Genomic DNA, 18,930 nt, shown 5'->3' on the forward strand with positions numbered 1-18,930 from the left:
CCTAACTACAGTCCCGGCAGGACAGGTAATGATTACAGTCACCCTCCTATTTCAGTATGCCATAGTCTTCATCTGACACGGCTTCCAGCCATTCATTGCTCGTATCTTCACCGGCAACCTCGATTGCAAGATGAGAGAACCATGAATCCGGTGCTGCTCCATGCCAGTGCTTTACTTCAGCAGGAATGTTTATTACTTTACCGGGTGTCATCTCAACCGCATCTTTCCCCCATTCCTGATAATATCCTCTTCCACCGATGCAGATCAGCATCTGACCGCCACCATTCTTAGCATGATGGATGTGCCAGTTATTACGGCATCCCGGCTCAAAAGTCACGTTGAAGACAGGCACCTGCTCTGTAGAAACGGGAGCCAGATAGCTCTGTCCTACAAAAAACTGCCCATAAGGATTCTCTTCGCCTATAGGAAAGCAAATAGTATTCTGGTATCTGTCTTTTTCTGTCAGTTCAGGCACATCTTCGTTCCATACTTCTTTAGCAAGACGGAATACTGCCCATCCCTTTGGCCAACCCACATACATAGTGGCATGGGTTATGATTGCAGCTATCTCTTCTTTGCTTACACCATGTGCCTTTGCATTCTGAAGGTGATATGAAAGCGATGAGTCTGTGATGCCTGATGCCATAAGTGAAACCACTGTAATAATGCATTTGGTCTTCACGTCAATGGCTTCCTCATTCCATACTTCACCAAAGAGTATGTCGTCGTTCAGGTGCGCGAACATCGGCGCAAACTCACCAAGCTGTTCTCTTCCTGCTGTCTGTACAATTTTTTCTGCCATCTTATTTCCCGCCTCCTAATATTTTCTGTGTTCCTGTAGTCCAAACATGGATGCATCACTTCTCTTGTTCTGCGCCATGACACCCGCAAGGGGATGTGGCACATATGGCTCTTCAAGGTAAGTAAGCTCTTCGTCATTCAGTTCTAAATCCACAGCCTTTACTGCACCTTCTATATGATGCAGCTTGGTTGCTCCCACCACCGGTGATGTTACCTTAGTAAGGAGCCATGCCAAAGATACTTCTGTCATGGTTACACCATGTTTTTCTGCAAGCTCAGCCACACGACCTATGATCACATCATCCTGCTCTTTACTAGCATCATATTTAAACTTAGCATAGGTATCCTCGGCAGCTCTCTTGGTATCGCCCTCACCCGGCTTTCTGGAAAGCCTTCCGCTTGCCAATGCACTGTAAGGAGTCAGTGCAATGTTTTCCTCTTCACAATAAGGCACCATCTCGCGCTCTTCTTCACGGAAGATCAGGTTATAATGTCCCTGGATTGAAACAAACTTTGCAAATCCTTCTTTTTCTGCCAGAGCATTCGCCTTTGCGATCTGCCATGCAAAGCAGTTTGAAATGCCGATATACCTTGCCTTGCCTGCTCTCACTATACGATTTAATCCATCCATGATATCGTAGATATCTGTATTCCAGTCCCACATGTGATAGATATACAGATCCACATAGTCCATTCCAAGGTTTTGAAGGCTTGTATTTATCATGTTTTCTATATGCAGCTGACCGGTAATTCCTTTTTCAATCTCTTCAGGTGTCCTTGGAAGGAATTTTGTTGCTACAACCACATCCTCACGCCTTGCAAAATCTCTAATGGCTCGTCCCACGTACTGCTCACTAGTTCCGCTCTGATAAGCGATTGCCGTGTCATAGAAATTTACTCCAAGATCAAGACCTCTTTTTATGATCTCTCTGGAGTGCTCCTCATCAATCGTCCAGCTGTGCTGTCCCTTTGTAGCATCTCCAAATCCCATGCAGCCCATGCATATACGTGACACATTCAAATCAGAATTTCCAAGTTTTGTATATTTCATTGCATGACTCCTTTCCGTTTACAGTATACAACACGTTCAAGATGTGCAAATCTTTCAGAAACAAGCTCCTTATCCCTTGGCTTTAATACTTCCCTAAATTCTTTTGGTGCTGGTGAAAATAGCTTTGTGTCCTGAATAAATGCAACGCCGGCAAACATCCAAATCGTTGTACGTTCAAAGTTAGGCGTTTTACTTTGGCTAAATTCCTTTCCATAGATATGGTAATGCAAAACCTTGTCTAAACCTTCTCACAACTCAAATTATAAAGTGCCCTTCGTAATCCTATTATAAGAAAGATACAACTAGATTTTGAACAGAATCCATTACTTCATCAAAGCTTAAATCCTCAACATAATAATTATTTTTCTTAAATTGGTTCCAACGTTCTCTCATCTCCATATCAGAACCTATGTCCTCAAGAACCGTTTGCATCTGTTCAGACCTGAACACTGTATCTCTTTTCTCACACGTAGCTAAAAATGCTGTCTTTAATGTTTCTCTCTCAAAAGACTTCTTATGAGTAATCTCGTAAACGTCATAAAAGTCTCGCGCTCTCGTATTCGCCAATCCACGACTAAGAATAGTCTGTAATTTTTCAGCTAATAGAGTTTCGATATTGTATGACTGCAATTCAATATCTCTATCTTCAAACATCAATTGATACCCATACTCTACCGCCCGCGGGGTTATTACATCATCAGTCGATATATCAATTTTAATCGGCTGCTTAAGATTATCAAGTTTTCCTTCCATATGAACACGTACACCCGGATAATCAAATTCATCCATAATTGCTTCTATAGATTTGATTTCAAAAGACACATTATCTTCTAATGGAATCCCACCAATTTCATTTACAATCTTTTCAATCTCTTCCTGCGTCAACGGAAGCGCCTGCACGGTAGCATCAATGTCCATTGTTGCGCGACTATTTAACCCAATCAATGAAGAGATAAGCATCCCACCTTTTAACACAAACTGATTCTTATACGCTGATATTGAAACACGTTCCAAAAATCTTTCCATAAAGAATACTCGTATCATAGTCATAGCAACTTTGCTATCACTACCGGATATATTTCTTATCTTTGCTTTTAGCTGTATAGCAGTTTTTATCATACCATCACCTCAATGTATTTCATGATTTCATCTCGAATTTTTAAAGTTTCTGCATACTTAAGCAAACGCGTTAAGTTCTTGTCTTTTCTTCTCATATATGACTTAATTGCAGTCTGATAATGTTGAACTTCTATTTTGCCTCTCAGTTTTACAAGATCACAGATCGTCTTTTCCACATCATAGACCCTAACTGTGTTTCCGAAATTTGTTTGTAATTCTGTGATTCCAAGATTATAACTAGCCTCCTGTTCCTGCCGAATCACAACCCCTTCAGACAATAATCTAGTCCGATTAAATCTTGGTGGGACCGTCACAGTAATCTGTGAGTATTCTCTATCAATCATTTCATGAAGATACAGCGCAGTTTCTCCGGAGAAAATAACTTTTGGATAACGAAGTTGGAGAATGTACAGTTCATCCTCCCATGTGTCCGGCGAAATATAGATTCCTTTTGATACTTTCTCTAGTCCTCTTTCCTTAACATAGCTAGCCAGATACGTTCTGGAGATTCCGGCTTTCTCTACATCTTTTGAAAACAAGTATCCAGCATTTTGTTCTAACAATTTATCAATCTCTTCAAACTTTGTCATATATGTCACCTCAAGCACGCCTTACATTGGTGTACATATTTTACACCATATATACACCAATGTAAAGTACACTGATGACCATTATTTTGTCCAATTTAATTTAAGAATCCAATACGTAACAAACCCGCCCAGGCACGTCAATCACCAGAGTAATCTTCTCTGTCATTGACATCCCCGGACGGGTTTGTTTTGTGTTAATCAAGGTACTTAGAGTTCATTTTGAAACGGTTGGTACAAACTCTAATTTTAACTGCATCCCTAATCCTTCTGCTATCCTTTTCATCATAGCAAGGCTGGGATTTCGTGTTCCATTTTCAATCCTACTAATATCAGCTTGAGTAATGCCTGTTTTTTCAGCAAGTTCTTTCTGCGTAATATGTTGACTGTTGCGCGCATCAATCATCGCTTGAATTATATCATACTCCGGTTGCAATGCATCATATTCCGCTTTCACTTCCGGATTTTGCAGAGCTTTCTTTTTATAATCTTTATAACTACTCATGACAATACCTCCGTTCGTAATCAGATTTATATTTTTGCGCTAAATCCAAGTCTGCCTTAGGAGTCTTTTGTGTTTTCTTGACAAACCCATTTGTTAATATAGCCTTTTGCCCCACAAAGAAGAAATAGAAAACCCTTGTAATATTTGATCCTTGCTTTGTCCGAAGTTCAAATATTCCATCTCCTATCGAACCTGAATAAGGTTCACGAAGCTTTGGGCCATTTGTTTCCAACAAATCAATTGTCCTTAAAGTCTTCGCCTTTATCTTTGGCTCTAACGAATCCAAAAACTCCTGAACAGGACACTGACCTTCACTTGTATCATAAAATTCAACTTCAAACATTTCGTTCTCTCCTTTAATAATATGTCGTATTCAACATATTGTCAATGCTCATTTATCCATTTAACCCTAGTAACATTTTTTCATAGTAACTCTTCTCTTGTTTTATCAAATAAAACTTTCTCTTCTTTCGGAATCTCAAAAATATACTTATAATATATATACTATACTAATCAGATACTACCCTTCAGTCAATACTAATAGTACAATTATATATATTATTAATAAACGAGGTGTATTATGAATGATAACTACGGAGAACAGATAAAGCGTTACCGAATCAATCTCGGAATGACTCAAAATCAGGTAGCAACCGAATTAGATGTCACAGCAGGATACATCAGTAACGTCGAAAATGGCAGAACTGCTATGTCACTTAGACTTCTTATCTACTATGCCAAACTTATGGGAATCACACTTGATGAACTTGTTGGAAATTTAGAACCGGACTACATAGCCTCATCCATCGACAACGCGCTGATGGCTGAAATAAAAAAGCTCAATAATGAGGAAAAAGAAAAGCTTCTAAAAACTATTAAATTATGGAAGAAATAAGAAAAGGCAGCTGTTGCAAAGTTTGCAACAGCTGCCACTTCATTCAAGTATTAGGGCTCATTTTGATGTCATACGATACCACCATCGCTAATGACAAAATGCTCCCCCATTAATTCTTCCTTACCATCTTCAGAATATAGATAACTTCTGTCAGGAATTGCAATAAAAAATACATCTCCATAAATTTCGATTTGCTTATTTCATTATCCTGAAAGTTATTTTTTCTTCAGTACTGCCAATGCAGCATAATGAAGTACCTCGAATTGCTCAGGCGCTATTTCATCAAGCAATTTCCTGTGTTCTACATCCCATTTTTCAAGTTCTTCCTCCGACAATGACGCACCCACGCCTCGAGATGCTTTCATCCGCCCATGCCATGATTCCTTAGTAAAGGATATCTTCAAATCGTATTCTTCATGATCTTCCAATTCGAAATACTCATAAGTCACATTGGGGATCCATATTGCATGTTTGGTCTCCCCGGCCCCTGTCCAGTTAGGACTATATTTCAGAACAAGCTCCTCACTTTTTCCTGCTATCTTATCTTCAAAGGGAAGCCATGCCATATATAGGATCAGCAGCCTTCCATCCGGCTTAAGAATGTCAGCCAATTTGGGCATAACCCGCTCATGATCGAAATACCAGAAACACTGACAAGCCGTAATTACATCATAGCTTTCTTTTGGAAAATCAATTTCTTCTGTAGGTACCGTTTGAAAATCAATCTTCATACCGGCGTCTTCCGACAGGCGTTTCGCTTGTTCTATCTGTTCAGGAGAGATATCAGTTCCTGTCCAATTTGCTCCATAGCGGTACATATTACGTGGCAGTACGCCGGTTCCTGTCCCAAGATCAAGCACATTCTGTCCATCTATGCAAAGCCCTCTATCTGCGATCCTCTGATAAAATTCATTCGGATAGACATCCCTGTATTTTGCGTATTCATCCGAAGTCCTTCCCCAGTCAAACGCCTTCCCGGCATCTATACGTCTATCAATTATCATAGAAATAATCCTTCCATTTTCTTTTAATATATCTTTTCTATTTCTTCACTGATGCCATATATTTCTTTGAATTCCACCAAATCGTCCTGATTTTTTATAAGCATTATTTCTTCAAACGCACCTGTTGCAATATCTTTAAATCCTGCCACTTGCTCTCCATTACAGATAGAGGATTTTATCACAGGCTTCTTGGATGATTTGTCATAGGTTTTCTTCTCAATTCTTCGCTTAAAAAACATAAGTCTCTCCCCCAATCCTTGCTCAAAGCTTATACTGCATGAAATTTTCATTATGCTTAAATCCATATGAGGTATACAACTTCACTCCCATATCAGAAGCTGTGATTTGAACTGTTCCACAACCATATGCTTTTGCCTCATTTACAACTCTATCAAGCAGTTCTTTAGCAATTCCTTGCCGTCTGTATTCTGGATTTGTATACATACTTGATAATAAGCCTATTCTGCCAGATGGACATCCAAAATAAGGAGGTTTCTCAACAAAAGACATACCACTAGTACCAATAATTTTATCTCCATCAAAAGCTAACCAGGAAACAAAGGTTCCATCTGCCATATGTCTGCTATAATAATCCTTAAGAGCCGGAGGTAAATCTATATCCTCTTTAGCCCCTTCTTCTCTCAGTTGATTTATACGCATTTTTATAAAGGTATTCAGGTCAGTTTCAGTAAGTTTTTTATAAACTATTCCCATTTTGTTCCCCCCTACAAACTTGAATTATCCTAAGAATCCATCTTATTCTTCAACTTATTTACCAGAGATGCATCTAATTTGGTTAGAAGCTCCTGCATCGAAATTTGGCCAGACTTTCTTATTTCCTTAAGTTGTTCAGAATCCTTTATTTTTCTATCAGCTTCACTTTTAGGATATCCTTGCCCGAATGGTTCTGAAAAAAGAGCTTCTATTGTTCTTTCAAGATTTTCAACACCTGACCATGTATAATCTTCACCTAATGGTAAAGATATCGCATTTCCATTATTTATCTGTGCAAATAATATCAGCAGGTAGCAATGCTATAATACTATTCTCATAGATGCCGTTCCGTTTTCGCAGCCTAATTCCTCAAAATCCATACGCTTATATAATTCATAAGCTGTTTTCATCACTTCAGGTTTAGTAGTAAATGTCAATTGGTCATACCCAAGCGTCCGTGCCTTCTCTGTCATGGAATTAAGCAGAACTCTTGCATACCCTTTCCCACGATACTCAGGTTTAATAAACAATCGTTTTCCTTCGCAGCCTGTGGCATCTACTTTTTTTATAGCTATACAGCCTGCAGGTTCACCATTTTCATAGCCAACAAGAATCGCTCCACCCTTGTAAAAATTATTTAAATCAGCCAATTCTTTATCAAAAGAAACAAAGCATCCCTCGGCACCTTTAATCTGAGAATACTCAATGAATAACGCTTTTGCCACCTCTGTATCATTACATTCTTTTACCTCAAAAGTTCCCAATTTTTGTTATCTCCTTCTATCTTTTTCATTGTGTCTTCTAAAATTGCCTCTCGCAATTCTGTAAGCCAAGAGGAAAACGCTACGGTGTCGAATGCGTAGGTCTTGTTGAGTTCAAACTCATTTTCAGACCAAGTATCAAGTGGCGATTCATTATGCTGAATCAAGGCTTCTAGTTTATCTAGTGATTTATAAAGCTTAGCTTCCTTTGTTTCTTGTGCATCCATTTCTTTATAAAGTGCCGCTAGGTCTTCTGATAATTCTGCAGGAAGCGTTTTTACCCACTGATTTAATAATGAATCTTCAACTTCTCTATCAGAATCAGTCTTTACAAAAGTTGGAATATCGCCTGTAAAGCACTCGCCAAGATCATGTATCAGGCACATATCAACTACCTTATTTATATCAATATCTTTAAATTCGTGTCTTAATAAAAAAGCCATAAGCGAAATACGCCAACTATGCTCAGCTACGCTTTCCGTCCTGCGTTTTGTTGTTGTGCAATGTCTTGGGGTATCTTTTAGTCTTTCCGCAACATGCAATATTTCCAAATACTCTCTAGCATCCATAGTATCTATCTCCTATTTTCCTAAATTGTGATTTCGATCTGATTACCCTCGATTGCAACAATGCAGCTTTCATAATAGCCATCCCCGGTTGTTCTTGGTCCACTTACCACTTCAAATCCATCGGCTTTAAGACAATGTGTCAATTCATCGACGCGTTCCTTGCTTCCTACCGAGAATGCGATGTGGATCAGTCCTGTACGATTCAGAAATTTCTCCTCGTCAGCCATATCCGGCTTGTTCATGATTTCAAGTCTCGCTCCATCGTCGAAAGAAATGAAGTAGGAACGGAAATCGGTTTTTGTATTGTGATAACCATCATTCGATTTCCCTTCGAGATATTTAACAAAGAAATCTCTGGCCGTTTCTATATCATTGACATACATTGCAACATGTTCAATTCTCATACTCTGTCCTCACTCTCAAATGCTTCATTATATAATTTTATATTTAACGTTCAAAATCAAGCATATCTCACATCTCCCCCGACTGTTTTATTTATACATATCATCCAATGTAATTAATTTACAATCACTTGCATTCTCTTTCACATATTCTGAAAAACCACCAAGAGAAAACACGCATACTACTGGATTGGTTGTAGGAATATATTTTATTTTATCCAATAATTTTTCATATTCAGTTTTGTCAAACTGAGAATTTTTAAATTTGCATTCCCCAACTAAAAGAATTTGTTTTCCATTCTTTCCCAGCAAATCAATTTCAATTTGCTTCTGTTTTCTCTCTTCATCTAATACTGTATCCTGGTAGTCTGCAATATCAGTAAGAATAGGGAAATCATCTACACCTGCATGTGACAAAAGATATTCCTTTGCCATTTTTTCAAATACTTTTCCCATAAAATCGTGTAAATGATCTTTTACCGCAGAGTAAAAATAGGATTCACCGTTATCTGCATTTATAAGACTGGTTGCTCTATTTACATATTTGAACCAAAATTCAAGCATACTATCATTAAGAATATAATACGGTTTCTTTGTAACTCGCCTTTCCAGCAATTCGGCCTTAACAAGTACTTTTAATGGATAAGTCACTTCATCAACCCCAACATACGATGCAATTTCACTATTCTTTGTATGCCCAGTTGCTACTGCAGAAATAATAGAATTGTATAATGCTGGATTTTTTTTGTCGTTACTGACTACCGTTTTAATTTGCTCTTCTGAAAAGTATCCACCAACAGAATAAAACTGGTCAATTATATTTTCTTCCAAAGATTCAGATACATCAAACTGTTCGATATACTTTGCAACACCATTTGTAAGTCCATAACAAATAGCTTTTTCTTCGTTAGTATATCCATCCAGAAATTCTGCAGTTTCAATATAATTAAAAGGACGCAACTTTAATTCTAGGTCGCTTCGACCATGCAAAGGAGCTGTTTCTGCCAACACTTCATCCTTCATAAAACTAACCAAAGAGCCGCATATTATAAAGAACAGATTACCTTTTTTCCACTTTGTATCAATCTGCTTCTGAAGAACAGACTGAATATAAGGGCACTGTTTTGCAAGATAAGGATATTCATCTATAAAAAAAACTATTCTTTCCTTTTCAGCCTGTTTTCCTATATAATCAAATAAATTTTCAAAACTATTAAAACTAATATTTCCTAACAATTCCGGTGACAAGGTATTTAAAACAGATTCCGTCATCATAGATAATAGTTCTGCCTCACCTCGTTCAACTGCTGTGAAAGATATGCTCTTGCAGTCATGATCATGCATGAATTTATTAATAAGTTTCGTTTTACCAATTCGACGACGTCCATACAGAACAGTCATTACAAAACCGCTCTGTTTAAATTTCTTATCAAGAATTCTTAATTCTGTTGTTCTACCTCTAAATATATCCTGCATATGGCACCTCCATAAGTCGTAACCAATCTCACCGAAGTTTACTTCGTCGAAATGAACTTCGGTAAAATAATTATATACATAAATGCACCAACTAGCAAGCAAAAGAGTAGCTACCTCTTTTGAGATAACTGCTATGTAACGTTCAATATTCAATTAGGTCGACAAATTGAATTTGTCAGTCTACATTGTATTCCGGTTAATACGAATATCACTTTCCTGTAAGTTTTAAGAATTTCTTATCGTTCATTTGCTCGTTTGTAACATACTCCCCATCATGGAACAACGCATAATTCGTAATCGGTGTCGGTGCATTCTGTGCTTCTTCTTTGCTTTCAAGATGTATTGCCTTGAATGCAATACCATTTTCTTTTGCCGTCTGCTCCAAAACCGGGACATATTTTGCATTGAACGGACACTGATTCGTATAGTACAGAACATATCCATGCTCTTCTATATGCGGATGTTTTGCACATTCCTTAAACACCGGAGCTTTTGCATTTTTATCGAACGGCATATACCAAAGCTGAATACCATTATCAGCTTCATCGCTCACGGCAAATCCTTTATACTTCAGAAACTTCGGATCAGCCAGAAACGGTTTCTTCTTTGAAGCGCAAAGAATACAAAGCCCTTTTTTCCCCTTTTCCTTACTATCTTCGATGCAGGCAGTAAGTAGATCAGTAGAATACCCATGTCCTTTGAAAGCCCCGGACACCCAAAGACAGTCAATGTACATATATCCATCTGCCTCTATCGGAATCCATGCGTTTTCCGCCGGGATATATTCGATAAAGCACTTTCCACGCTCTACGCTCTTTAAGAAAACAAGTCCTTCATCAAACCTCTCCGAAAGCCATGCCTTCTTAGAAGAAACCTGAACATCCTTATTATTTGATATTGCACAGCAAATATGCTCCTCTTCGAGGTTATCTTTTGTTACATAAACATATTCCATGTCCGCTCCTTTCAATAATATGCCAAGGAACACTTAAGCTTCTTGGCATAGATAATAATATCTTTCCAAGCAAGTTAAAAGTTATTCTAAGAAGCTCTGTATTCCATCAATGTCGTATTCTGCCATTCTCCGAAGCGGTCTTTGGCAATTCTTTCCCTGTAACCGATTTCCCTGAAACCGCATTTCTTATGCAATCCAATGCTTGCTTTATTAATCGAAAAAATCGCGGAATAAATACTCCAAAATCCTTCTTTTACTGACTGGGAAATTAATGCTTTGACAAGCGATGTGCCAATGCCATGGCCGCGATAGTTTTGATCTACATAAATGCTCATTTCGACGCATCCCTTGTAGGCGCATCTGCTTGAGGAAGGACTAATCGCAACCCATCCTACGACAACTCCGTCTTCTTCATAAACGAATCTGCAAGTCTTGATATGGCTTTTGTCCCATTCCTCAAAACTCGGGCATACTGTATTAAATGTCGCAGTACCGCCTTCCAATCCCTGTTTGTAGATTTCAGCTACTCTAGTCCAATCGCTTGCTACCATTTCTCTAACCACAACAAGTTCCCTCCTCACTCTCAATTGCTTCATTATATAATTTTAATGATTCAAGAACCTGTTCCTGCTTGTCTTCCGGAATTCTTGAAAATACTTTTCTAAACTTCTCGTACATATCATTCTCAATCTGATTGAATCGTGCTTCGCCTTCCTTCGTCAAAGTAAGGACAACGCTTCTTCGATCTGTTTTAGAAGGTTCTCTTGTAACCAAGCCCTTTTGTACGAGTTCCTCAACAGATCTGCTTACAGCACTTTTGTCAATCTTAAGCACACTTGCCAATTCTTTCACACAGATTCCCGGTTTTCGTCCAATCTCTACCACCAGAAAGCACTGGGCAGTATTCACCGAGCACTGGCAACAATCTGAACTGTTCATCGTATCGAGATTACATTCAAGCATTCTGGTGTATTCACGAAACATTTTGACCTTATCCATATCATTTCCTCCTTACGGATATAAATGATAATTGCAATAGTTGCGTTTGTCAACTATTTAATTCTTTCGCTATAGGCAACTGTTTAAGCGCAATTTCCAAAAATACCGTTGAGATAACTGCTACGTAACGTTCAATATTTAATTAGATAGACAAATTTGAATTTGCCGTTATTTGTTTCCTATGCCCAGATTGCCATCGCCAAAGTGCCGACAACGATCAGAATCAACCCGGCAAGCGCCTTTCTGCTCAACTTTTCTTTGAATACGAAATAGGAAAAAGCGACGGAAACGATAATGCTGAGCTTATCGATTGGTACGACAACGCTGACGACGCCGTTCTGTATGGAGTAATAGTAACAGAGCCATGATGCGCCTGTGGCAATCCCGGACAGAGCTATGAATACAAGTTCTTTTGAATCAGTATTTTTCAGTTCAGCACCTTTGCCTTTAACGAAGACGATCAGCCAAGCCATAACAAGCACAACACATGTACGGATCGCCGTCCCGAGATTTGATTCTACTTCCGTTATGCCGATCTTTCCCAGAATAGAGGTCAGGGCAGCAAAAACAGCGGAACCGATCGCGTAGGGCAGCCACGTGCGCTTTGTGTCCTTTGCTTCAGTTTTCTTCTTTTCGATCATCAGAAACACGCCTGCCGCAAGAAATGCAGTACCGATCAGCTTGACCGCCAGATGTTCTGTCTCACTGAAAAGGATGATTGCGAGAAGCACTGTCAGAACCGTGCTGGATTTATCGACGGGTACGACCTTGTTCACATCACCGACGGACAGGGCTTTAAAATAGCAGATCCACGAAGCTCCTGTCGCAAGGCCGGACAGAATTAAGAAGATGATAGATTTTGCCGATATTTCCGTGATCGTTCCGGCAGAGCCAACGATAAACACCATGATCCAGGCAAAAAGGAGTACAACGACCGTCCGCAGAGCAGTCGCCACGTCTGAATCAGTCTTTTTGATCCCACATTTCGCAAGTATCGCCGTAAGTCCGGCAAAGAGCGCGGACAAAGCCGCCATGATCAGCCACATATCTTCCCCCTATTCATTGTCATATATTCTGGTAATTCTCGTCCATCAATTATCTCTAAGATAAATCCCGATTTATGGCAAGCGCTTTTTAAGCGTAGAAATATAATGCCTATAAACAAGGTACGACACCACGCTGTCAAAAGCATTTCCGCCACCAAACATCAACGCAATCCCAATCAGTGTCGGAGTCCAAACACCTGTCAAAAACAGCACAAAGAATACCCCATAGTAAATGCTATTCGTAACAACAGATTCCAGCAACATATATTCCGTCTTGCCGCGTCCATAGAAGGTTGCATCAAAAATATTCTGATATGCATACAATACATAGAATCCCAAAAGCACCCTGACTAAAGCAAAGAGCTTATCTACATCATCAAATCCCAGCACATATCTCATAAATGGCTTGTAGACCGGAATCAATACAATCCAGAGTAGACATGTCATGGTTGTAATGAAGATATAGCCCGGTGTATTCTCCTTTACTGCATGCTCATCTTTTGCTGTTTCCTGCTTGATCAGTTCAGCCAGCTGCGTAATCGGCAGCAAGAGCCATCCCCAAATAAAATTATTGGCAACCCAATAAGTCCCCTGCTCTCCAACCATATTCACCATCCGGGAAACCATCAGCATATAAGCGATATTTCTTACAAATGATTCTAAACCAGAGATTCCACCAATCTTGAAGAATTCTTTTGTCCAATCAAATGATAACTTCTCCTTCGACCATAACGGATATCCACAGCTTTGAATCAACGCAAACGCGATCACAAACAGCAACAGATTCGAAATGCAATTTGAAATGCCAATGCCACTGTGCTGGATTACTTATTTGTGATTACCTCCCGTAGTATACATACTATGTAGACTATGCATACTCTACATAGTTGATCTACTGGAATTATCGCAAAATCACAACACGCTTACGAGGTACCGATGGTTTACCGGTTACCTTACGTCATATGTCTGCACCTGATAACGAAAATACAGAGTTGGTTCCAATAGCGAAAAATAAGACGCTAAGGGAAAACCAGTAAGTTAATAACTTCTGCCTGATTTTTCACCTGCGTCTCTGGTGTTCCTACAGTTACCGAAAAACCAAAGGTAACTGCATGCCCTTATCAGGTGGGCCTATTTACTATTCTATATGTCAGAAATATTGTATTGTATTTCTGACAATTAATTCGTTCTTATAGCTATGATTCTTGGCTGGCATTCATCGCACGGAACTTTGTGTAATTACCATTCATAAGCATAAGGAGAACGAAATCCTTTTCTCTCTTGTGTAATTTTCTTCTGTGTTGCGTGTAAATGTTACTATGAAAATGTCCAAAAGTTCCGAAATAAAAATGTAGGAATTATAGCATTTTGTAGTAGCATTTACAGCATGTAATCACCTCCAATACTTAATAATGAGTTTATACCGCCATCTTCGCCTTAGCTACTTTGCCACCTCGATACAATTCATCTTTCCGCAATAAGGGCAAACATTGATAGCCTTCTGCTTAGGATACGGTGCCTTGCCCTGAGTAGCGCATTTCTGGCACCAAATTTGTCCGCATTTTTTGCATCGTTTCATGTTTGGCCCGATTGTTCTGCATACTTCGCACTTCATAGCAATCTCCTCCTTTTTATTTGTTTTCGCTTTGCATCTTCTGATACGATGCGATCGTCTCATTTATAGATGCATAAGCATTATTTGTGATTGATGCTATCTGATCCGCTGCACTCGAATCATTAGCATTTAGCCTCAATACATTAGAATAAACATAACGCCCCCAGTCTTCCTTCTGAGGAGCCATACTTAACTTTAGCGGATTGTTTCCGGACTGCGGTGATTTTTTGATACACCTAATCCCTTGATATTATTCTAATAGATTCTCTTTGTTTAAGCAATATTCCTTCGCTCGTATTCATTTCTGTATTTTATTGGACTGACATATTCCAAATATGAATGCCTACGTTTTCTGTCATAAAACAATTCGATATATTTAAACATATCCCTTCTGAAATCTTCTATCTCAAAGTAACTTCTTCTATAGATTCGTTCCTTTTTTAACGTAGCGAAAAACTTTCAACACAAGAGTTGTCATATGGGCAACCAGGTCTGCTCACGCTCCCTGTAATCTTATATTCTTTAAGTAGTTTCTGATATGTCTTGCTGGAATACTGACTTCCACGATCTGAATGAAATATCAAACCGTCACTTATTCCTCTCTTTGATATCGCATTTGTTAATGCCTGCTTTGCCAGTTCTGCCTATCATATCATAGGTGTCACACTTTTTCGCCGCACTCCACTTTTTGATTTTTAACAATACGTATATATAAAGTTACTTTGTTCAATTAAATATGATCATATTTTTTCACAAATCCTAATTGGTACCTTATTTCAGGAAGTTCATCAATAATATCAAATAGTATTTCAGCAAGACGATAACCATCAATGAGAATAATATTATTTTCATTTGCTTGATTCTTAACATATTCAGTAAATTCACCGCTCGATATTAATACATATTTTATCTGTTCGCTTCCAAGAGAAATACCATCAACACTAATATATCCTTGTTCGCTTTCCATTTTTTCTTGCTCTTTCTTGAATGCTATAATTTGTTTTATTCCATTATTACTTGAGCCAGAATAGTGTTTTGCTTGTATGTAATATGCCATGGTAAATTCATCACCCAAAGTAGATTTCTTGATTGCCAATACATCAGCATCAGATTCACTGTTGCCCCCAATTCGCTTACTCAGAATTCGAGATTCATAACCATCTTTTTTCATCATTGCAGCGATAAGTTCTTCAAACCCTCTACCACCTGCCTTTAAAGATGACTTCTCATAATTTGAAAGTGCCGAAATCAACATTTCACGAAATTCATTTGCCTTTTCGCTTTCAAACCTAATAGCTCGATCTTGATAAGAACTATCTACGCCTGACTCTAACAAAATATTTATTTCATTTATAATTTCATCCTCTTTTATACATAATACAGTAAATCCCCTCACACCTAATTTCGATGATAACGCCGTCAACTTTCCATCGCGAGAGAACATAACAGGGGAATTTTCTCTTTTAACATAGTCTAATTCAACTTGATTAGATAAATCATTTTCTATGGATTCAACATCATAAATAAAACGTCCTGTTGCTTCTCCAATATAAAATCCTTTATAGCACGGTACAAGGATAATATCTCCCTTTTTAATATTTCTAAACCGTCTGATTTCTCCCATTTTTCTTCCGATTACAGTACTTGATTCGTTATTATAGCATTTATTTCTTACTGCATCACACAATTCTTCAACATTTTCATACTCAGTAAAAACAACATCGCTCCATCCTACTGCAGAAACACCCTTATTTACATATGCTTCCACATTAATTCGTGTTCTAACAATATAATAGTTTGCCATATTTATCCTCCTGATTTTTAGTTTACTTATCAAAATATTCAATTGTACTCCGTAAGTGTTCTATATTAGACACTCTTCAAATTTACTTTCAATGTAAACGCCTAATAAAAAGGCGTCCCATTAAAATCTCTCGCACCCTAGCGAGGATTGCGAGAATGCGAGTATTTTACTCCAATTATCGTTTGCAACTATCAATACTTAGCAACCATATAACCTCACTTATACCAACTCGTCCAACATTTTCTCAAAGGGCATCACATATGTGTTCCCTTGCTTTCTAATTCCTTTATTTTCGAATGCAGCTTGCTCCGCTTGGATGCTTTCATTATCGCTCCACCTATGACCGGTGTATTCCATATCCAAGAACATCCGATTTAGATTTCCGGTCATTTGTCGGTCCGCTTTCTCGGCAAATATAATATCGCCAATTCCGGACATATAGCGTTCAATATCCGCTCGATTAAAACCGCCTACTTCCATTGTATATAGAAGTGCCTCTTTGATCAGCTCGGAAAACTTATCAGCACTTCGCGGCAATTTGTTGCGAAAGATTACTGAATACATAGTTTGATCATTCATCAATATGATTGTATTCTTTCCATCGAGTTTCGCTATATGTCCATGCCATGCATACAAAAGATCAATCGGAGCATCTGCTGGCATTTTAACAAATTCTTGGTTTTTGATATTTAAGGCAGTTTTCAGTGCCTTTGAACAAAATATATACATCATCGAACATCTCATAGCCACTTATGAGCAGCCTTATTCCCTTCGAACCCCATAGCTCTTGCATCTATAATTCATTCCCAATTGCGTTTGAGGAAAAATTAAAGCTTGGAGTGACCTAATTTTCAATGAACCAAGTGACCTAAATTTAAATTAGCACATACACCTTCCGAATACATATGGACAGGCACTTATATTTTTTGCTGTTTTGTTTTAGGTCTCATATATAGATTTTATAACTAAGTCTCATAAAGTCCCATTTACGAATGAGACTCAATGAGACTATTGTGAGACTGCAATGAGACTTTCCTATATAAATCCCACCATTTCAGCTTTTTTCAATAAATTCACAGTCTCATTTTGATGAGACTGATATGAGACTCAGTATTATAATTTCCACACAGATTCATTTTTATCATAAACAGCACCTGTGATTTTCTTTATCTTAGCATAGTCTCTAAATACTGTTGCCCTTGAAATATCAAACTCAGCCATAACCTGCTCTACAGTCAAATGTTTATTCTCACAGATTAAATTGTAAATAGCCTGTTCTCTATCTGATAACCTCTTTTGATCGCTAGTCTCTTTAGCCGCTTCCTTATTCAAAGGAATAGTAATCTTAAAAACATCGTCTTCAAACAGCTCAGGCTTTCCGCCATCGGAAAAAATTGGAGTATATTTATATAAATTAATCACGCCGGAACCAATCGTATCAGTTCTACCTATATTAGCAAAAAATCTTTGAATAATAGGGTTCTTCGGATACGGCTGAAACTCGTCCTGCATAATATTTCCGTGTCTTCTTGGAATACACCAATTTTCCGTTTTTAGCCAATCCTTTTCAATAATTACCTTTGCCGGATAAGCGCTGGAATAATCTCTGTGTACAAGAATATTGCCAATCACCTCTCTAGCTATCAAATCTCTAACGCTTGTATTAACGTTATTTATTAAGTGAAATTTATCCGAGGTATGCTTTGCTACAAATTCCATTAAAAGATCATATGCTTCTATAAGATTAGTTGTAACTAACAATCTGTCATCATAACGATCCATATTCTCTACTCTGTAAAGAGCATCAGTAACATACCCAGGGCAACAAGAATTAATCACTTCATCTTTACCTAAAAGCAACACTGCGGCAAGATTGTATCCTTCCATGCCTGAAGAAAAATCCTTTTCCCATAATCCAGCACTTTTCAGTAAATCTTCATCAGATAACTCAAGCCAAGGATGATCTGGCTTTTTACTCTTTGCCAGATTTCTTACCTTTTCTAGCAAATCCAATCTTAAATCTGCTGTTGTAACATAAGGAAATATTTTTCTCTCCGCATAAGTGTTACTTTTTCGGTTATACAAATTCTGCAACTGAATAGGAGAATCCGTAATATCCATATCGCCATCTTCATTACGATCGTAAATTCTGTTTGCACATTTTTCCACAGTTGATGTTGGTGGCACAAAAACCCATAGCAAAGTCATTCCCTCGTATTCAATCTCTTCTATAGACAGATACAAGGTGGGAGACATTTTATCTGGGTTATTAAGCTGATTAACAAAGTTCTTCTTCATATCCTTAATCAGCTTCTTGTTAATACCTATCGGCTTTCCACCATCCTCAACACCCATGATAATATAACCACCATACCTGTTAGAAAATGAACACACAGTCTCATACACATCATCATGTATTCCATTCTTGCAAGCCTTATATTCGACTGTAATTTTTTCATCCTTCGTAAGAAGCTCTCTCATTTTTTCAATTGTCATATATAAACCAGCTCCTTCCATATTTTCGATATTTGTAATCTATCTGTTATTGATTCATAGCCATAATAATTTGAATTGCTGATACAATCCTTGCAGCATCTTCTGCTGCATTTTTGTATTTACTACTATTCT

At 38.1% G+C, this 18,930-nt stretch carries 23 protein-coding genes and 2 pseudogenes; 1 reads left to right on the top strand and 24 read right to left on the bottom strand.

Features of this window, described 5'->3' with window-relative positions; all coding sequences use genetic code 11:
* Window positions 1-46: 46 nt before the first annotated feature.
* The 6 genes and pseudogenes from CSX02_RS00285 to CSX02_RS00315 all read right to left on the bottom strand — a co-directional run bounded on the left by CSX02_RS00285 (window position 47) and on the right by CSX02_RS00315 (window position 4,406).
* A complete protein-coding gene (locus CSX02_RS00285) occupies window positions 47-802 on the bottom strand; it encodes a carboxymuconolactone decarboxylase family protein (RefSeq protein WP_099385186.1) in 756 nt (251 codons plus the stop codon).
* Between the two features lies 1 nt (window position 803).
* Window positions 804-1,852 (bottom strand): annotated as a pseudogene (locus CSX02_RS00290) (aldo/keto reductase).
* A gap of 285 nt (window positions 1,853-2,137) precedes the next feature.
* Window positions 2,138-2,971, bottom strand: coding sequence for a nucleotidyl transferase AbiEii/AbiGii toxin family protein (locus CSX02_RS00300; protein ID WP_099385189.1), 834 nt, complete (start codon window positions 2,969-2,971; stop codon window positions 2,138-2,140).
* Window positions 2,968-3,561: a type IV toxin-antitoxin system AbiEi family antitoxin domain-containing protein gene (locus CSX02_RS00305; protein WP_099385190.1), complete on the bottom strand. Its 594-nt coding sequence runs from the start codon at window positions 3,559-3,561 to the stop codon at window positions 2,968-2,970. Before CSX02_RS00305 ends, CSX02_RS00300 begins: the two co-directional genes overlap by 4 nt.
* 214 nt (window positions 3,562-3,775) lie before the next feature.
* The gene (locus tag CSX02_RS00310) at window positions 3,776-4,063 is read right to left on the bottom strand and encodes a helix-turn-helix domain-containing protein (RefSeq protein WP_189281239.1); all 288 of its coding nucleotides are present in this window, start codon (window positions 4,061-4,063) and stop codon (window positions 3,776-3,778) included.
* Window positions 4,056-4,406, bottom strand: a complete 351-nt coding sequence (locus CSX02_RS00315) for a type II toxin-antitoxin system RelE/ParE family toxin (protein ID WP_099385192.1) — start codon at window positions 4,404-4,406, stop codon at window positions 4,056-4,058. Before CSX02_RS00315 ends, CSX02_RS00310 begins: the two co-directional genes overlap by 8 nt.
* 237 nt (window positions 4,407-4,643) lie before the next feature.
* Between CSX02_RS00315 and CSX02_RS00320 the strand changes: the two genes are divergently transcribed.
* On the top strand, window positions 4,644-4,958 hold the full coding sequence (locus tag CSX02_RS00320) for a helix-turn-helix domain-containing protein (RefSeq protein WP_099385193.1): 315 nt from the start codon (window positions 4,644-4,646) through the stop codon (window positions 4,956-4,958).
* 215 nt (window positions 4,959-5,173) lie between these two features.
* On the opposite strand, the gene CSX02_RS00330 is transcribed toward CSX02_RS00320, so the two are convergent.
* The 18 genes and pseudogenes from CSX02_RS00330 to CSX02_RS00415 form a co-directional block, all read right to left on the bottom strand.
* A complete protein-coding gene (locus CSX02_RS00330) occupies window positions 5,174-5,962 on the bottom strand; it encodes a class I SAM-dependent methyltransferase (protein ID WP_099385194.1) in 789 nt (262 codons plus the stop codon).
* A gap of 23 nt (window positions 5,963-5,985) precedes the next feature.
* Window positions 5,986-6,201, bottom strand: coding sequence for a hypothetical protein (locus CSX02_RS00335; RefSeq protein ID WP_031543734.1), 216 nt, complete (start codon window positions 6,199-6,201; stop codon window positions 5,986-5,988).
* A gap of 22 nt (window positions 6,202-6,223) precedes the next feature.
* Complete coding sequence (locus tag CSX02_RS00340; protein WP_099385196.1) at window positions 6,224-6,676, bottom strand: GNAT family N-acetyltransferase; 453 nt, start codon at window positions 6,674-6,676, stop codon at window positions 6,224-6,226.
* 320 nt (window positions 6,677-6,996) lie between these two features.
* Window positions 6,997-7,440: a GNAT family N-acetyltransferase gene (locus tag CSX02_RS00350; protein ID WP_099385197.1), complete on the bottom strand. Its 444-nt coding sequence runs from the start codon at window positions 7,438-7,440 to the stop codon at window positions 6,997-6,999.
* The gene (locus CSX02_RS00355) at window positions 7,422-8,006 is read right to left on the bottom strand and encodes an HD domain-containing protein (RefSeq protein ID WP_099385198.1); all 585 of its coding nucleotides are present in this window, start codon (window positions 8,004-8,006) and stop codon (window positions 7,422-7,424) included. The genes CSX02_RS00350 and CSX02_RS00355 overlap by 19 nt, the downstream gene beginning before the upstream one ends.
* 20 nt (window positions 8,007-8,026) lie before the next feature.
* Complete coding sequence (locus tag CSX02_RS00360) at window positions 8,027-8,410, bottom strand: VOC family protein (protein ID WP_031543739.1); 384 nt, start codon at window positions 8,408-8,410, stop codon at window positions 8,027-8,029.
* An 87-nt stretch (window positions 8,411-8,497) separates the two neighbouring features.
* Complete coding sequence (locus tag CSX02_RS00365; RefSeq protein WP_189281241.1) at window positions 8,498-10,036, bottom strand: ATP-binding protein; 1,539 nt, start codon at window positions 10,034-10,036, stop codon at window positions 8,498-8,500.
* 55 nt (window positions 10,037-10,091) lie between these two features.
* The gene (locus CSX02_RS00370) at window positions 10,092-10,838 is read right to left on the bottom strand and encodes an N-acetyltransferase (protein ID WP_099385200.1); all 747 of its coding nucleotides are present in this window, start codon (window positions 10,836-10,838) and stop codon (window positions 10,092-10,094) included.
* Between the two features lie 86 nt (window positions 10,839-10,924).
* Entirely contained in the window at window positions 10,925-11,401 is a 477-nt protein-coding gene (locus CSX02_RS00375; protein ID WP_330399375.1) for a GNAT family N-acetyltransferase, read from the bottom strand.
* The gene (locus CSX02_RS00380; RefSeq protein WP_099385202.1) at window positions 11,394-11,837 is read right to left on the bottom strand and encodes a MarR family winged helix-turn-helix transcriptional regulator; all 444 of its coding nucleotides are present in this window, start codon (window positions 11,835-11,837) and stop codon (window positions 11,394-11,396) included. The genes CSX02_RS00375 and CSX02_RS00380 overlap by 8 nt, the downstream gene beginning before the upstream one ends.
* A 179-nt stretch (window positions 11,838-12,016) precedes the next feature.
* Window positions 12,017-12,883, bottom strand: a complete 867-nt coding sequence (locus CSX02_RS00385) for an EamA family transporter (RefSeq protein ID WP_099385203.1) — start codon at window positions 12,881-12,883, stop codon at window positions 12,017-12,019.
* Window positions 12,884-12,955: 72 nt separating this feature from the next.
* A complete protein-coding gene (locus CSX02_RS00390) occupies window positions 12,956-13,654 on the bottom strand; it encodes an MATE family efflux transporter (RefSeq protein ID WP_189281243.1) in 699 nt (232 codons plus the stop codon).
* A 670-nt stretch (window positions 13,655-14,324) separates the two neighbouring features.
* Complete coding sequence (locus CSX02_RS13455; protein ID WP_189281245.1) at window positions 14,325-14,498, bottom strand: FYVE zinc finger domain-containing protein; 174 nt, start codon at window positions 14,496-14,498, stop codon at window positions 14,325-14,327.
* A gap of 273 nt (window positions 14,499-14,771) precedes the next feature.
* Window positions 14,772-14,942 (bottom strand): annotated as a pseudogene (locus CSX02_RS14150) (IS3 family transposase); the annotation flags it as partial.
* Complete coding sequence (locus CSX02_RS14155) at window positions 14,939-15,136, bottom strand: DDE-type integrase/transposase/recombinase (RefSeq protein WP_099385205.1); 198 nt, start codon at window positions 15,134-15,136, stop codon at window positions 14,939-14,941. The gene CSX02_RS14155 and the pseudogene CSX02_RS14150, both read right to left, overlap by 4 nt.
* 92 nt (window positions 15,137-15,228) lie before the next feature.
* On the bottom strand, window positions 15,229-16,302 hold the full coding sequence (locus tag CSX02_RS00405) for a restriction endonuclease (RefSeq protein WP_099385206.1): 1,074 nt from the start codon (window positions 16,300-16,302) through the stop codon (window positions 15,229-15,231).
* A 219-nt stretch (window positions 16,303-16,521) separates the two neighbouring features.
* Window positions 16,522-17,034 carry a DUF6933 domain-containing protein gene (locus CSX02_RS00410; RefSeq protein ID WP_099385207.1) on the bottom strand — a complete coding sequence of 171 codons (513 nt, stop codon included), beginning with the start codon at window positions 17,032-17,034 and terminating at the stop codon, window positions 16,522-16,524.
* Between the two features lie 381 nt (window positions 17,035-17,415).
* The gene (locus tag CSX02_RS00415) at window positions 17,416-18,798 is read right to left on the bottom strand and encodes an AlbA family DNA-binding domain-containing protein (protein WP_099385208.1); all 1,383 of its coding nucleotides are present in this window, start codon (window positions 18,796-18,798) and stop codon (window positions 17,416-17,418) included.
* Window positions 18,799-18,930: the final 132 nt, after the last annotated feature.

This window comes from Agathobacter ruminis, assembly GCF_002735305.1.
Taxonomy (GTDB): Bacteria; Bacillota; Clostridia; order Lachnospirales; family Lachnospiraceae; genus Roseburia; species Roseburia ruminis.